Origin of the sequence: Alloyangia pacifica, from assembly GCF_900116195.1 — a bacterium.
GTDB classification, from domain to species: Bacteria; Pseudomonadota; Alphaproteobacteria; order Rhodobacterales; family Rhodobacteraceae; genus Salipiger; species Salipiger pacificus.
This window is the reverse complement of sequence record NZ_FOZW01000001.1, coordinates 879,671-893,926: the sequence shown is the minus strand read 5'-3', so window position 1 is coordinate 893,926 and position 14,256 is coordinate 879,671. Positions and strand designations below refer to the sequence as shown.

Annotated in this window: 11 protein-coding genes; 8 read left to right on the top strand and 3 right to left on the bottom strand. The window is 71.1% G+C overall.

All coding sequences use genetic code 11. The annotated features are described in order from the left end of the window. Positions 1–94: 94 nt before the first annotated feature. The 6 genes from BM397_RS04320 (at position 95) to BM397_RS04295 (ending at position 7,114) form a co-directional block, all read left to right on the top strand. On the top strand, positions 95–1,207 hold the full coding sequence (locus tag BM397_RS04320; RefSeq protein ID WP_092422292.1) for a Ppx/GppA phosphatase family protein: 1,113 nt from the start codon (positions 95–97) through the stop codon (positions 1,205–1,207). An 89-nt stretch (positions 1,208–1,296) separates the two neighbouring features. Beyond that, a complete protein-coding gene (locus BM397_RS04315) occupies positions 1,297–2,013 on the top strand; it encodes an RlmE family RNA methyltransferase (protein WP_092422289.1) in 717 nt (238 codons plus the stop codon). Between the two features lie 95 nt (positions 2,014–2,108). Then, positions 2,109–2,582, top strand: a complete 474-nt coding sequence (locus tag BM397_RS04310) for a lipocalin/fatty acid-binding family protein (protein ID WP_092422286.1) — start codon at positions 2,109–2,111, stop codon at positions 2,580–2,582. A gap of 129 nt (positions 2,583–2,711) precedes the next feature. Beyond that, positions 2,712–4,385: a CoA-binding protein gene (locus BM397_RS04305; RefSeq protein ID WP_092422283.1), complete on the top strand. Its 1,674-nt coding sequence runs from the start codon at positions 2,712–2,714 to the stop codon at positions 4,383–4,385. Between the two features lie 23 nt (positions 4,386–4,408). Further along, positions 4,409–5,677 (top strand): glycerate kinase type-2 family protein, encoded by a 1,269-nt coding sequence (locus BM397_RS04300; protein WP_092422280.1) that lies wholly within the window; start codon positions 4,409–4,411, stop codon positions 5,675–5,677. Positions 5,678–6,145: 468 nt separating this feature from the next. Next, complete coding sequence (locus BM397_RS04295; protein ID WP_092422276.1) at positions 6,146–7,114, top strand: isopenicillin N synthase family dioxygenase; 969 nt, start codon at positions 6,146–6,148, stop codon at positions 7,112–7,114. Between the two features lie 24 nt (positions 7,115–7,138). On the opposite strand, the gene BM397_RS04290 is transcribed toward BM397_RS04295, so the two are convergent. Continuing rightward, positions 7,139–8,674, bottom strand: coding sequence for an MDR family MFS transporter (locus tag BM397_RS04290; protein ID WP_092422273.1), 1,536 nt, complete (start codon positions 8,672–8,674; stop codon positions 7,139–7,141). 170 nt (positions 8,675–8,844) lie between these two features. Between BM397_RS04290 and BM397_RS04285 the strand changes: the two genes are divergently transcribed. Then, positions 8,845–9,465 carry a MarR family winged helix-turn-helix transcriptional regulator gene (locus BM397_RS04285; protein ID WP_092422270.1) on the top strand — a complete coding sequence of 207 codons (621 nt, stop codon included), beginning with the start codon at positions 8,845–8,847 and terminating at the stop codon, positions 9,463–9,465. Positions 9,466–9,730: 265 nt separating this feature from the next. After that, positions 9,731–10,342, top strand: a complete 612-nt coding sequence (locus tag BM397_RS04280) for a 2-hydroxychromene-2-carboxylate isomerase (protein ID WP_245696010.1) — start codon at positions 9,731–9,733, stop codon at positions 10,340–10,342. A 35-nt stretch (positions 10,343–10,377) separates the two neighbouring features. Here the strand turns inward: BM397_RS04280 and BM397_RS04275 are convergent, their stop codons facing one another. Then, a complete protein-coding gene (locus tag BM397_RS04275) occupies positions 10,378–12,990 on the bottom strand; it encodes an AAA family ATPase (protein WP_092422267.1) in 2,613 nt (870 codons plus the stop codon). Beyond that, entirely contained in the window at positions 12,987–14,123 is a 1,137-nt protein-coding gene (locus tag BM397_RS04270) for a metallophosphoesterase family protein (RefSeq protein ID WP_092422264.1), read from the bottom strand. The genes BM397_RS04275 and BM397_RS04270 overlap by 4 nt, the downstream gene beginning before the upstream one ends. Positions 14,124–14,256 lie beyond the last annotated feature (133 nt).

Below are 14,256 nucleotides of genomic sequence, written 5' to 3'. Positions count from 1 at the left end.
AAGCGGCGGGGCTGTCGATGCAGCAGAGTCCCTTGCCTCCCGATGATGCGCCGCGTATCCTGATCGCAACAAGATATACGGAAAGGCGCAGAACATGGCGCCAAGGCGTCCCAGAGGTGCGGGCGCTTTCCCGAAGCCGGTAGAGAGCCCCGCGCCGAACAAACCCGATCCGAATGCGCTCTATGCGGCGCTGGATCTGGGGACCAACAGTTGTCGCATGCTGATTGCCCAGCCGAAGGGCAGCCAGTTCCATGTGGTCGACTCGTTTTCCAAATCCGTCCAGCTGGGCCATGGGCTCGAGCGGAGCGGGCGGCTTTCGCGTGCCTCCATGGCGCGCACGGTCGCCGCGCTGCGCGTCTGCCAGCAGAAGATCCGCCGCCACGAGGTGACGCGGATGCGGCTGGTGGCGACCGAAGCCTGCCGGAGGGCGAAGAACTCCCGCGACTTCATCCGCCAGATCAAGCGCGAGACCGGCCTCGAGATGGAGATCATCCAGCCCGAGGAGGAAGCCCGCCTGGCGGTGATCTCCTGCGCGCCGCTGGTCTCGACGCGCACCGAGCAGCTCTTGGTGGTGGACATCGGCGGCGGCTCGACCGAGCTGGTGTGGATCGACCTCTCGTCGGTGCCGCACCGCGACCGGCCGCGGGCGATCATGCGGCTGCATTCCGGCTTCCACCCGCCCGAGAGCCCGTTTCCGGCGGCCAAGGTGGTCGATTGGATCTCGGTGCCGCTGGGCGTGGCGACGCTGCGCGACCAGTTCAACGACGTGCAGGACGATGCTGCGCGCTACGCGCTGATGAGCTGGTTCTTCGAGGAGAACCTCTCGGAGTTCGCGCCCTACAAGGACGCGCAGAGCCGCGAGGGGTTCCAGATCATCGGCACCTCGGGCACGGTGACCACCGTGGCGGCCTCGCACCTCGGGCTGCGTCGCTACGACCGCACCAAGGTCGACGGGCTGCGCATGTCCTCGGACCAGATCGAGGCGGTGATCGGCAAGTACCTCGAGATGGGCCCGGCGGGACGTCGGCGCGATCCGCGCATCGGCCAGGATCGGCAGGCGCTGATCATGTCCGGTGCGGCGATCCTGCAGGCGCTCTTGCGCATCTGGCCGACCGACCGGCTGTCGGTGGCCGATCGCGGCCTGCGCGAGGGGCTGCTCTACGCGCAGATGTCGGTGGATGGCGTTCTGGAAGACGGGCCGCTATAGGAGCGGTTGAAACTCCGGCAGGGGGCGCTGCCCCCGTCCGCTGATGCGGACTCCCCCGGGATATTTTCATCTAGACGAAGAGCGGGACGATGGCGAAGAAACCTGACGGCAAGAACACATCGGGACGTGGCCAGCGCGACCTCAAGGTCAAGGTGAAGTCGGCGCGTGGCCGCAAGCTCAGCTCGACCCGCTGGCTGCAGCGCCAGCTCAACGACCCTTATGTGAAACGCGCCCAGGCCGAGGGGTATCGCGGCCGCGCGGCCTTCAAGATCCTCGAGCTGGACGAGAAGTTCCGCTTCCTCGTGCCCGGTGCGCGGGTTGTCGACCTGGGCTGTGCCCCCGGCGGTTGGTGCCAGGTAGCGGTGCCTCGGGTCAATGCGCTCGGCGAGCGGGCGGGCAAGGCGGTTGGCACCGTGCTCGGGGTGGACCTGCAGGAGGTGACGCCGATCGCCGGCGCCGAGATCCACCAGCTCGACTTCATGGAGGATGGCGCCGACGACAAGGTCAAGGAATGGCTCGGCGGCAAGGCCGACGTGGTCATGTCCGACATGGCGGCGGCCTCCTCGGGGCACAAGCAGACCGACCACCTGCGGATCATCGCGCTCTGCGAGGCGGCGGCCTATCTCGCCTTCGACGTGCTGGAGGAGGGCGGCACCTTCGTCGCCAAGGTTCTGGCGGGCGGCGCCGAGGGGTCGCTGCAGCAGATTCTCAAACAGCGCTTCGACAAGGTGGCTAACGTGAAGCCGCCGGCGAGCCGATCGGATTCCTCCGAGAAATTCGTCGTGGCCACCGGGTTCCGCGGCTGATCCTTGCCGGGGCGCGGCGGGCCGCTTGCGGGCCGCGCCGCGCTGCGACAGGCTGCGCGCAATGCGATCCCAAAGTGGTTCCGGAGCCTGTCACCATGTCCCTTTTTCGACCTCGACCGCGGCTCACCGTGCTGCTCGGCGCGGCGCTGCTCTCTGCCTGTTCGGCCAAGGCACCGCCCGCGCCCGAAACCCTTCCGCTGCGCAACCCGACCGCGCCTGTCGGCTCGCAGGCCGATGCCGGGCTGGCGCGGTTGCAGGGCGGCTGGATCGTCACCGAGGGTGCCGGCATGACGCCGGGCGCCCGCATCGAGATCAGCGCCGCCGAGATGCGCGTCGCCGGCGTGGCACTGCCGCTGCAGGAGGAAACGCCCGGTCGGCTGCGGGTCGGCGGCGAAAGCCTCTGGGTGCATTGGATCGATGCCGACAACCGGACCGCCGTGATCGGCGCGCCCGGCGGCGGGCGGGTCTGGATCATGGATCGCCGGGGCAATCCGGGCGAGCGACGCGCCGCTGCGCATGAGATCCTCGACTGGTACGGCTACGATCTGTCCCGGCTGCGGGGCGCTTGAGCGCCAGCTTGCGCGGGGCTGCGACATTGTCGGGCGATCGCGACGTCTCGGCGATGCGGGAGTCTGGTTTTCCTCGCAATGCACGGGGCGTTCAGGTGTCATTGATCGCGCAGAAACCGGGGTCTTTCCATGTCCACGGCACTGACCCGAAGCCTTGCACCGCGCACGATCGCCCTGATCGGCGGCGTCGCCGATCTTTCGGCGGTGATCGGCAGGCTGCGTGACAGCGGCTACCCCTGGGAGATTTGGCCGGTCACGCATGAGGCACGGGAGGTCGCGGGCATTGCCGCGGCGCCCGCGATCGCGGAGCTGCCGGAGGCGCCGGATCTGGCCTATGTCGCGCTGCACGGCGCGGCGCTGCACGCCGCCCTGAGGGCGCTGGCCGCACGCGGGGCGGGCGCAGCGGTCTGCCCCGCCGTCGCCGGGCTGAGAGAAATCAGCCCTCCGCCGCTGCTGCCGGTCTTCGCGGGAGGGCTGCTGTCGCCGGCGGGGCGCCTGCCTTTCTGGCCGGGGGTGGCGCCACTGGAGCCGGTGCCGCGCGGTGCGGCGGTGCTGCTGTCGGCGCCGCAGCGCCTCGGAGGGTTCCTGTCGCTGCGCCACGGGCTGCCGCTGTCCTTCGTGCTGCCGGTCGCGGGTTGGAGCGGGGCCGGTGTCGCGGCACTCGCGGCGGAGATGCTGGCCGACGAGCGGGTCACGGCGCTGGCGATACAGGCGGACCGGTTGGCGCCACCGGCGGAAGTTCTCGAGCTTGGGCGGCTGGCGCAGAAGCACGGCAAGGCGCTGGTCTTCTGGATGCCGAACCTCGGCCCGGGGCCCGCCGCTCTGTTGCGGCGGGCGGGGGTGTCGCATGTGACGCGTCCCGCGGCGCTGGTCGAGGCGCTGTGGATCCTGCACCTGATCGGTCTGCCGCCGGCCAATGCCCTGTCGGTCACCGCCTTCGGACCGGGGCTGGCAGAGCGGGCGGGCGGTCTGGCCGCGCGCTACGGGCTGCAGCTCGCGCCGCTCAGCCGGTTGCAGGAGGAGGCGCTGCGACGGGAGGTGCCGCAGGGACGCGTGCCGGACAACCCGCTCGACGCCAGCGGGCTGCTCGAGGATCGCGAGCAGCGGCTTGCACGGGTGCTCGCGGAGATGATGGCAGGCGCCGCGGTGCTGTCGCTGGGGGTGATCCGCAATGCCGGAGACGCCGGCTGGGGACGCGCGCGGCAGGCGGCGGCGGCGGCGCGGGCGCGGGTCGGCATGCCGTTGGCGCTGCTGGCGCCGAACCGCGCGGAGATGTCAGAGGCGCGCTCGCAGGCCCTGCTCGCGGCCGGGGTGATCCCGCTCGCGGGGTTGAAGCCGGCGCTCGAGGCGCTGCGTGCGACCATCGAGATCGGCTCGCAGGCACCCGGCGGCGGCGCGCTGCTGATGCCGGCGGACGCGGCCGCCGAACTGGTGCACCACAGCGGGGCGGAGGCGGGAGAAGCGCTGGGGATCGCGCTGTGCGCGGCGCAGCGGCGGGGTGGGGGGCTTCGGCTGCTGCTGAGTTCGTCGCCTGCTTTCGGCTATCTGGTCGAGCTGATCCGGCCGGCGGCGCCGCGCGTCTCGGCCCTGCTGCCGCTCACGCCCCGGGCCTGTCGGGACATGGCGCGGGAGGCGGGCGGCGCTGGGAGCGAGGCGGCGCTGGTGTCGGTGCTCAAGGCGGTGCAGGATCACGTCGCGGCGTCTGAAGGTGCGGTCGCGGGGCTGGAGATCGTGCTGGAATTGCGCGACAACTTGTCTGCGTGCGCCCGAAGCATCGAGCTTCGCAGCTGGCGCAGTGCCTGAGAGCTGAACACGAGGACCCCCGAATGAGCGATGCAACGACCTTCCTGACCGGGCTTTTCGAAACCGCGGTGGCCGCCGCCGATCCCGAGCAGGCGCTGCGTGCGGCGCTGCCGGACAGGCCCGAGGGGCGCACGGTGGTGATCGGCCTTGGCAAGGGCGCGGCGCAGCTTGCCCGGGCCTTCGAGACGCTCTGGGACGGTCCGTTGGAGGGCGTGGTGGTCACCCGCTACGGCTACGCGGTGCCCTGCGCTCAGCTCCGGGTCATGGAGGCGGCGCACCCGGTGCCCGACGCCGCGGGGCTCGAGGCCAGCGCGGCGCTGTTCGAGGCGGTCTCGGGGCTGACGGAAAAGGATCTCGTGGTCGCGCTGGTCTGCGGCGGCGGCTCGGCGCTGCTGCCGGCCCCGCCCGAGGGGCTGACTCTGGCGGATGAGCAGGCGTTGAACGAGGCGCTGCTGGCCTCCGGCGCGCCGATCGGGGTGATGAATGCCATCCGCAAGCACGCCAGCCGGATCAAGGGCGGGCGGCTGGCGGCGGCCTGCGGCCCGGCGAAGGTGGTCAGCCTCGTCGTCTCGGACGTGCCGGGGGACGATCCGGCGCAGGTGGCCTCCGGGCCGACCGTGCCCGACGCGGTGGACGCCGGCGCGGCGCTGGCCATGGTCGAGGCGTGGAACATCGCCCTGCCGGAGAACATCCTTGCGCATATGCGCAGCGCGGCGGCCGCGGCACCCGCGCCCGATGATCCCTGTTTCGCCCGCAACGAGGTGCATGTGATCGCCTCGGCCCGGCTGTCGCTGGAGGCGGCTGCGGCGAAGGCCGAGGCGGCGGGCATTCCGGCAGTGATCCTGTCGGACGCGATGGAGGGCGAGGCGCGCGACGTTGGCCGGGTGCATGCTGCCATGGCGCGCGAGGTCGTCGCGCGCGGCCGGCCCTTCACGGCGCCGGTGGTGATGCTCTCGGGCGGCGAGACCACGGTGACGCTGCGCGGCAAGGGGGGGCGCGGCGGGCGCAACACCGAGTTCCTGCTGGCCTTCGCCCATGCAATCGACGGAGTCGAGGGTATTCACGCGCTGGCCGCCGACACCGACGGGATCGACGGCACCGAGGACAACGCCGGCGCCTTTGCCGATGGCTCCAGCGCGGCGCGACTGCGAGCGGCGGGCGGCGATGCCATGGCGGCGCTGTCGCGCAACGACGCCTGGGGCGCCTTCGATGCGATCGGCGACCTCTTTGCGCCGGGTCCGACCGGGACCAACGTGAACGACTTCCGCGCGGTGCTCATCAAGGGGGTCTGACAAGGTCCTTCGAAGGACCTTGCAAAAGCCTTCGAAGGCTTTTGTTCCAGCGGGTTGCGGCGTCATGGCAACGTCACCGGCATGTCACGAATCCGTGACGCGCCGGCGTCATCCTGCGAGCGTCGGGACAAGGGGACGTCCCGGCGTGCTGCAACCCGGGGACTCCTGCCATGATGGTCATCGATCCATTCCGTTTCGTGCTGTCCTGCTGCTTCCTGCCGGCGCCGAACGGGCTGCTGGCCCAGCTCTTCCGCCGCAGCGACCGCTGACGCCCTCCGGGCCGGGCCCGGGACAGTCGCAGCTGGATGCCGCGCTTTTTGCCTTCACACGGGCGAATTGGCACAAATCCGCGCAATCGCGCGAACCAAACCGCTTGCGAAGCCCTTCGGAAGGTGGAGAATTGTCCGGACCTGCCCGGACCGTGCCGCAAGGCCTCCGGGTGGCCCGGTCCACGGAAGGAGAGCGGCGATGATCCCCGTGCTCGATTTCGAAGATCTCGACGACGACCCCGAGGGCTTTGCCTTTGCGCTGGGACAGGCCTGCCGTGAAGACGGGTTCTTCATGCTGACCAATCATCCGGTGCCCGAGTCGCTCATGGCCCGGGTATTCGCCGCCTCGACCGCCTTCTTCGCTCTGCCGGAGGCGGCAAAGGCGCCGCTGGCGATCTCGGGCAATGCGCGGAACCGGGGCTGGGCGCACGTCGGATCCGAACAGCAGGACGGCGCCGATCACCCGGACCACAAGGAAGCCTTCAACATCGGTCTCGAGCTTGCGGCCAATGATCCCCGCGTGGTGGCGGGCGAGCCGTTCCGCGGCCCGAATCTCTGGCCCGATGTGCCGGATTTTCGCGAGGCGATGCAGACCTATTACGCCGAGATGCTCGCCCTCGGGGTGAAGCTCCACGAGGCGGTGGCGACGGACCTCGGGGTGCCGCCGGATTTCTTCGCGCCGCATTTCACCGAGCCGATGGCGACGCTGCGGCTGCTGCGCTACCCGCCGGGCACCGGCGCGGCGGACGAGCGTGGGGCCTCGGCGCACACCGATTACGGCGCGCTGACGCTGCTGGCGACCGATGGCGAGCCGGGGCTGCAGGTGCGCCCGCGCGGCGGCCACTGGATGGACGTGCCGCAACTGCCGGGAGCGCTGATCGTCAATATCGGCGATTGCCTGATGCGCTGGACCAACGACATCTACGTCTCGACCACCCACCGCGTGCTGCCGCCGGCGCGCACGCGGCATTCCGTGGCCTTCTTCCTCGACCCGAATCCCGAGAGCGTGATCGCTGCCCTGCCGGGCACCGGGATCCCGGTCTATCCGCCCGTGCGGGCGGTGGACTACCTGCGGTCGCGGCTCGAGAGCACGGTGCCCGACGCGGCAGCGGACGAGGCGGGGACGCAGCAGGTCGCGACAGATCAGGCGGCGGGCATCGCCTCCTGAGCTTGGTTCGGCTGATCCTTGGGATCAGTCCTCGAGCGGACGCTCATGCAGCAGGAAGCCGATGCCGCAGGCCAGCGCAGCGCCGGCCGAGGCGATGAAGAACACCGGATGCAGCGCGGCGCTGAAGCCGTCGATGATCGCCTGCTGCTGCTCGGCGGGCAGGGCGTGGACCATCTCGGCGCTCATGCTGCGGATGCCGCCGCCCATGCCCTCGGGCAGGTGCCCCTCGAGGTTGCGCGCGAGCCCCATGCCGAAGATCGCGCCGAAGCCGGCGGTCCCGATGGAGCCGCCGATCAACCGGAACATGTTGGCGCTGGCGGTGCCGACGCCGATCATGCTGCGCGGCACCGAGTTCTGGATCGCCGTCACGCCGACGCTGAACACCGGGCCGAGGCCGAGCCCGACTCCCACCATGTTGAGCGCCAGCAGCCACAGCGGCGTGTCGCCGGACAGCCGGGTGAGCGCCAGCATCGACAGGCAGAGCAACGCGGTCGAGAGGATCGGCATGATCTTGTAGGTGCCGCGCTTCGACATGATCCGCCCGGCGCCGATCGAGCCGCCCAGCAGCCCGCCCATCATCGGCACGAGGAACAGGCCGGACTGCGTCGGGGAGACGCCCTTGGCGACCTGCAGGAACAGCGGCAGGAAGGTGATCGTGCCGAACATCGCCATGCCGATCAGAAAGCCCATGGAGTTGACCGTCAGGAAGGCGTTGTTGCGGAACAGCGAGAGCGGCAGGATCGGCTCGGGCGCGCGGCGCTCGACCAGCACGAAGCCGACCAGCGCGGCGAGGCCGAGCGCCGCCAGTGCCAGCACGCCGGGGTGGCTCCAGGGCAGCACCGTGCCGCCCATGTTGGAGATCAGCACCGCCGAGGCGAGGATGGTCGCCAGCAGCACCGCGCCGGCGTAATCCACCGACTTGCGGCTGCGGTCGCTGCGTGAGGGCAGGGCCATGCCCAGCACCACGAAGGCCAGCGCGCCGACGGGGAAGTTGACGAAGAAGATCCAGTGCCAGGACCAGTGCTGCACGATAAAGCCGCCTAGCAGCGGGCCGACCACGGTCGACACGCCGAAGGCCGCGCCCATCAGGCCCTGCGCCTGACCGCGCTGGCGGGCGGGCAGCAGATCGCCGACCACTGCCATCGAGGTGACGATCAGCGCGCCCGCGCCAGCACCCTGGATCAGCCGCCCGGCGATGATCATCCCCATGCTCCAGGCAAAGCCGCAGAGAATCGCGCCGGCAAGGAAGACGCCGATGGCGCTCTGCAGCACCGCCTTGCGACCATAGAGATCCGAAAGCTTTCCGGCGATGGGCGCGCCGATGGTCGAGGCCATCAGGTAGGCGGTGATCACCCAGGTGATATGCTCCATTCCGCCAAGATCGGCGACCATGATCGGCATGGCGGTCGACACGATGGTCTGCCCCAGCGAGGCGAAAAGCAGCGTCGCCGAGACCGCGATCAGCGCAAGCCGTACCACTGCCGGATCGTGCTCGCCCGGTGCGGCCGGGGCTGCGGGGATCGGGGCGGACAGGTCGACGGGATCGGCGCGGTCACTCATGCGCAGGGCTCCTTGGATGCTGGCAGGCGCGGCGGCACCGCGACGCAGATGCGGCGCGAACGCCGGGTCAGGGGCGAGTCGCGGGGCAACTTGCAGAAATAGATTGCTAGGGGCATATATGTGCTGAAGGCATATACATGTCAACGGCACGTAATTTGGAGCGCGGCACCATGCCGGACAAGGACGCGAGAATCCGGGATCACCTGCGGCGGGCGGGGATCGACGATGCCTCGGCGCAGGCGGCGATCGAGATCGACGTGGCGCTGCAGAAGTGGCGGCGTCGGGTGATGAAGCGCGAGCTGGGCCAGCGGGCGCTGGCGGACCTCGGCCTGTCGATCGATCTTGCGCAACTCGACGTGCTGCTGGCCGTGCGCGCGCCCGAAGGCGAGTTCGACGATGCCGGTCCCTGCGGCGAGGATGCCGAGACGATGGTCTCCACCGTGGCGGCGCGGCTGCGCATCGACCCGTCTCGGGCGAGCCGGATCGCGTCGGAGCTGATCCGCATGGGGCTCATCCGACGCGCTGTGAGCCAGCAGGACGCCCGCCGCACGGTGCTCGAACTGACACCCGCCGGGGGCGAGATCGTCTCGGCGGTGCGCGCTTACAAGTTCCTCGTGCTGGGCAGCTTCCTCAAGGATTGGAGCGCCGAGGAGATCGCGCTCTTCCTGCCGCTGCTCGACCGGTTCAGCGCCTGGTCCGACCGCGCCGGGCAGCACAGCCCCGAAGTGGCCGAGCGCATCTCCGACCTGCGCGCGGCGCTTGCCTCTTTGCCGATGGACGGTGCCGACTGAGGTCCCGACTGGGCCATCCGGCCCCAACGCAAAGCATTTCAAAACTGCGGAGATTGCGGGCTTTGGCAGATCCGGCTCGGCGGGATCCTGCCAAGCGCGGTGCCGGGCGGAGGTGTCATAGCACCGTCACCCACCTGTCATGCGTCAGCGACGTTGACCGTTTCGCCGAGGTTTGACCTCATTGAATCATGCGTCGGGCCCGCGTGTTCCTGTCTTCTGCGGAGCCCCGCCGGGCGCCATTGCACAGCGCTGACCGGAGACCCGAATGAGCCTGCCCGCCGTGATCGACTACTTCTTTGCGCCAATGTCGGGCTATGCCTATCTCGGCCATCAGGAGCTCATGGGGTTGGCGCGGCGGAGCGGGGCGAAGGTGCGCTTCCTTCCGATGGAGGTGGCGCGCGTCTACGAGGCGGCGGGAGTCACGCCGCCCTACGATCACACCGACCCGCGTCAGAGCTACCGGATCGAGGATCAGGCCCGCTGGGCGGCGATCCGCGGCCTGCGGATGGCGGCGATGCCGCCGAGCTGGCCGACCGATCCGCGTCTGGCCTGCCGCTGCATCCTCGCCGCCGGGCGGCTGGGGCTGGATCAGGACGCGGTGAGCTTTGCCTGCCTACGCGGCGTCTGGGCCGAGCACCGCAACCTCGCCGATCCGGGCGATCTGCAGGAGGCTTTCGAATCCATCGACCTGCCCGCGGCGCGCATCCTCGCGGTGGCGCAGAGCGAAGACATGCGCGACGAGGCCGATGCGGTCACCGAGGAGGCCATTGGTCTGGGTATCTTCGGCTCGCCCACCTACGTGCTGCGCGGCAAGCGCTACTACGGGCAAGATCAGTTCGACTTCCTGCGCGAGGCGCTGCAACGCGCCGCCGCCTGAGAGGCTAAGACTGAGGGTCCAAACCTGGCCGAGACCTAGCGCGCCTCCTCCGGAAGCTCTCCGCTCTCGTAGCTCAGCATCTGCCCGCCAAGATCGCGGAAGGCGCGCTGCCGGCAGGTGAGCACGAGGATCTGCAGATCCCCCGCCTGCCGGTGCAGCGCGTCGAACATGCGCTCGATGCGGGCGTCGTCGGTATAGACCAGCGCGTCGTCGAGGATCACCGGCGCATGCCGCCCGCCACGCGCCAGCAGCCGGGCAAAGGCCAGCCGGACCAGCAGCGCGATCTGCTCGCGGGTGCCGCCCGAGAGCACGTCCATCGGCTCTTCCTGGCCATTGCGGGAAAGCGCGCGCGGCAGGGCGCTGTCCTCGTCGAAGACCAGCTCGGCCTCGGGCCAGAGCAGCCGCAGGAGCGGCGCCAGCTCGCGGGTGACCGGCTCGAAGTAGTGTTCTCGTGCCTCCGAACGGGCGGTCTCCAGTGTGTCCTTCAGCAGCGCCAGCGTGTCGCGTTCGAAGCCGTAGCGCTCGGCGCGCTCGCGGGCCTTGGCCAGCGCCTCCTCGGTGGCGGCGAGTTCCTCCTCCACGCCTTCGCCGGCGCGCAGGCTGATCTCGGTGTCGAGCGCGGCCTTGCGCTCCGACAGCTCGCGCTGGCGTTTCGCGGATTGTTCCAGCACGTCCTGCGCACGGGTCAGCGTGGCCTCGGCACTGGCGAGATCGGGCGCTTCGCCCTGCAGCTCCGCCAGAGCTTCGCGGGCGGCGGCGAGGGCGGTCTCAGCCTCGGCACGTGCCTCGGTGAGCGCCGCGGCGGTCGTGTCCGGATCCTCCGGAAGGGTCTCGCGCAACTCGGCGAGGCGCGTCCCGGCGGCTTCTCGTGTGGTGAGGGCGCGAATCTCGGCCAGCCGCGCCTGTTCGTCGCGACTGCGGGCGGTCTCGAAGGCGGTCTCGGCCGCGGCCAGCGCGTCCTCGGCCTTGCGCAGCGCGTCGGCGGCGACGCCGGGGTCGGGCGCCTGGGCGATCTCGCGCGGGGCGGGCAGGGCAGCGAGGGCGTTCTCCAGCGCGCGCAGCCCCTCGGGCGCCACGCCGCGCAGGGCGGCGCGGGTTTCCTGCAGCTCGGCCGCGGCCTTGCGGCGGGCGCGGGCGGCCTCGCGCGCGGCTTCGGGACTGTCGCAGCCGGTGGCGGCGAGCGCGACGCCGAAGGCCGCGCGGGCGGCGTCCAGCGCGCCGGTCTGCGCGGCGGCGCCGGGGTCGAGCGACAGGCGGCCGATGCCGGGCAGGTCCAGCGTCGCGGGGCCGTTCAGTGGACGCTCGGTGGCGTCCCGCAGGGGGGCGCCGTCGAGCAGAAGTTCGGTGGCACCGGGCGCGTAGTCGAGTCGCAGTTTCGGGGCGGTGCGGGCGTGCAGTTCCTCCTGCACGCGCAGCTCGCCTGAGGCGCGGTCGAGGGCCTCCATCGCCGTCTCGTCCGGGCCACGCTGAGCGGCGGTGTTTGCCAGCTGCTCCGCCTTCGCGAGCGCCTGCGCCTCGGTCAGCCGCTTTTCCAGCGCCGCGCGGTCGGCTTTCACCCGTGCCTGTTGCGCGGCCTCCTGCGCGGCGGCCTGATCCTTCTGCGCGGCGCGCTGCGTTGCGCGGGCGGCCTCGCGGGAGGTGGTGGCCGCGGCCAGTTTCGCCTTGGCGCCCGCGGCGGTCTCGCTGGCCTGAGCCTCGGCCTCGCGCAACGCGGCAAGCCGGGTCTCGGCTTCGGCGACGGCGGCGCGGGCCCGGCTCAGGGCCTCGGCCTTCTCGGTGGCAGAATCGCGGCGCGCCTCAAGCGCGGCGACCTGCTCGGCGGCGCGGCGCTGCCGCTCGGCAAAGGCGCGGGCGGTCTCGGCGGCGGAGCGGGCCTCGGTCAGCCGCGATTCGCGGGCGGCCTGCGCCTCGGGGTCCTGCAATTCGGATAGCTCGCTGCGCACACGGCGGCGGTCGGCAATCGCCTGCTCCAGCGCCTGCGCGGTGGTGGTCAGCGTCTCGCGCCGGGCCGCCAGTTCGGCGACCTCGTCTTCGGCGGCCTTCAGCGGCCCGCCGGCCTTGGGCTTGCCGGAGGCGGTGACCAGCTCGGCGAGCGCCGCCTCGGTCTGCGCCAGCGCGCGGTCCATGCGGCGACCACCGGTCAGCGCCTCGACCTCGCCCGCGACGGAGGACAGCAGGTCGCGCCGGGCGCGGTGGGCGTGGTCCTGCTCGCGCTTCTCGCCCTGATCGAGCGCCACCAGCCCCTGCCGCACCCACAGGAGGCCGGCGGGGCCGCCTTCCTCGGGCGACTGGCTGAGGGCGGAGATCCATTCCTCGGCGGCCTCGCCCTTGGCGACGAGCCGGGTGCCCTCGTACACCTCTGCCATGGGGCGCGAGAGCCAGCGCTTGGTGAGCCGGTAGCGATGCCCGGCGTCCTCGATCTCGGCCGAAACCATGGGCGCGCCGCCGGCATGGGGGCGCAGCGCGGCAATCTCCTTGGCGCGGCTGCGATGGGGGATGAAGAACAGCGCCTGCAGCGCGTCGAAGAGCGTCGACTTGCCGTCCTCGTTGGGGGCCGAGAGCACGTTGAGCCCGGGGCCGAAGCCCTGCACCGTCACCGGGCGGGCAAAGCGGCGGACATCCGAGAGGGTGACCGAAAGCAGCTTCATGCGTCGCCCTCCTGCAGCAGCCCGTAGAGCCGGTTGAGCGCGGCGGAGGCCACGGCGCGCTCGCGCGCGGCAGCGTCACCGTCATCGGCCGCCTCGGCCAGCCGCTCTGCGGCGATGCGCAGCGCGCCGGCGCGGTCGATGGCGTCGAGGTCCGACAGCTCGTGCTCGGTGCCGAGCGCCGAGGTGTCGAGCTCGAAATAGCCGAAATCGGGACCGACCTCCTGCGCGGCGGCCTCCAGCGCGGCACGACCTGCGAGGGTCGTGCGGCCTTCGGCGCGCAGGCGCAGCAAATGGTCGCGACGCGCGGCGCGGTCCTCGGGCAGGGCGTCGTGCAGGGTCTGTGCCGCATCCTGTCCGGGCAGCAGCGGCAGGGCGACGTCCTGCCAGTGGTAGAGCCCGGTCTCGATGCTCTCGATCCGCGGCATGTCACCGGGGCCAGGCAGGGTGACCGCAAGACAAGCGCCGCGCCCCGTGTGGCGGAAGCCGTCGCGTTCCGGCGTGCCGGAGTAGCGGGTGCGGGGTCCGAGCGCCATCTGCCCGTGCCAGTCGCCGAGCGCCAGGTAGTCGAGCCGCGCAGTTTCGGCACGGTCCGGCGGAATCACCTCGGAGGCGCGGGCGTCCTCCTCGTCGAAACTGCGCACGGCACCATGGGCGAGACCGATGCGCAGCGCGCCTTCGGGGGTCTCTGCGGTGGGCATCCAGGCCGTGAGATCGTAGCCGGGAAACTTGCGCGGCAGCGGCGCGGGCAGCAGCCAGGCGCCGGGGGCCATCTCGACCGGCTCGGGGGTGTCCAGCAGGCGCAGGTTGCCGGGGGCGCGGGCCGCGACCTCGGTCCAGAGCGCCTCGGCCCCGAGGCTGTCATGGTTGCCCGGCAGCACCCACCACGTCAGGTCCTGTTCGGCCCCGAAGGCATTCAGCGCCTGCACCAGCACGCGCGGGCTGGGGGTGGGGGTGTCGAAGAGATCGCCGGCAATCAGCACATGCGCCGCGGCGGCCTCGCGGGCGGCGGCGGCCAGCCGGGCGATCGCGCCATGGCGGGCCTCGGCGAGATGCGGACGGATCTCTTCGGGCATGGCGGCGAAGCGCCGGCCCAGGTGGAGGTCGGAGGCGTGGATGAAGCGGAAGTCTGCCATTGTGTCCCCTTTGCGCAAGTGATTGCGCATCTCATCGGCGAACGCAACGCGAACAGGGCGGAATTTCGCGGGTTCCTGTTGAGCTTGTGAAGTCCGACGAAATTTGTCGGATTGACAAATCCGATCTATTTGC

Excerpts from the sequence above, each read along its gene's own strand:
- BM397_RS04320 (WP_092422292.1), top strand. The coding sequence starts at position 95 with ATGGCGCCAAGGCGTCCCAGAGGTGCGGGCGCTTTCCCGAAGCCGGTA.
- BM397_RS04310 (WP_092422286.1), top strand. The coding sequence starts at position 2,109 with ATGTCCCTTTTTCGACCTCGACCGCGGCTCACCGTGCTGCTCGGCGCG.
- BM397_RS04275 (WP_092422267.1), bottom strand. The coding sequence starts at position 12,990 with ATGAAGCTGCTTTCGGTCACCCTCTCGGATGTCCGCCGCTTTGCCCGC.
- BM397_RS04305 (WP_092422283.1), top strand. The coding sequence starts at position 2,712 with ATGTCCACGGCACTGACCCGAAGCCTTGCACCGCGCACGATCGCCCTG.
- BM397_RS04295 (WP_092422276.1), top strand. The coding sequence starts at position 6,146 with ATGATCCCCGTGCTCGATTTCGAAGATCTCGACGACGACCCCGAGGGC.
- BM397_RS04315 (WP_092422289.1), top strand. The coding sequence starts at position 1,297 with ATGGCGAAGAAACCTGACGGCAAGAACACATCGGGACGTGGCCAGCGC.
- BM397_RS04300 (WP_092422280.1), top strand. The coding sequence starts at position 4,409 with ATGAGCGATGCAACGACCTTCCTGACCGGGCTTTTCGAAACCGCGGTG.
- BM397_RS04290 (WP_092422273.1), bottom strand. The coding sequence starts at position 8,674 with ATGAGTGACCGCGCCGATCCCGTCGACCTGTCCGCCCCGATCCCCGCA.
- BM397_RS04270 (WP_092422264.1), bottom strand. The coding sequence starts at position 14,123 with ATGGCAGACTTCCGCTTCATCCACGCCTCCGACCTCCACCTGGGCCGG.
- BM397_RS04285 (WP_092422270.1), top strand. The coding sequence starts at position 8,845 with ATGCCGGACAAGGACGCGAGAATCCGGGATCACCTGCGGCGGGCGGGG.
- BM397_RS04280 (WP_245696010.1), top strand. The coding sequence starts at position 9,731 with ATGAGCCTGCCCGCCGTGATCGACTACTTCTTTGCGCCAATGTCGGGC.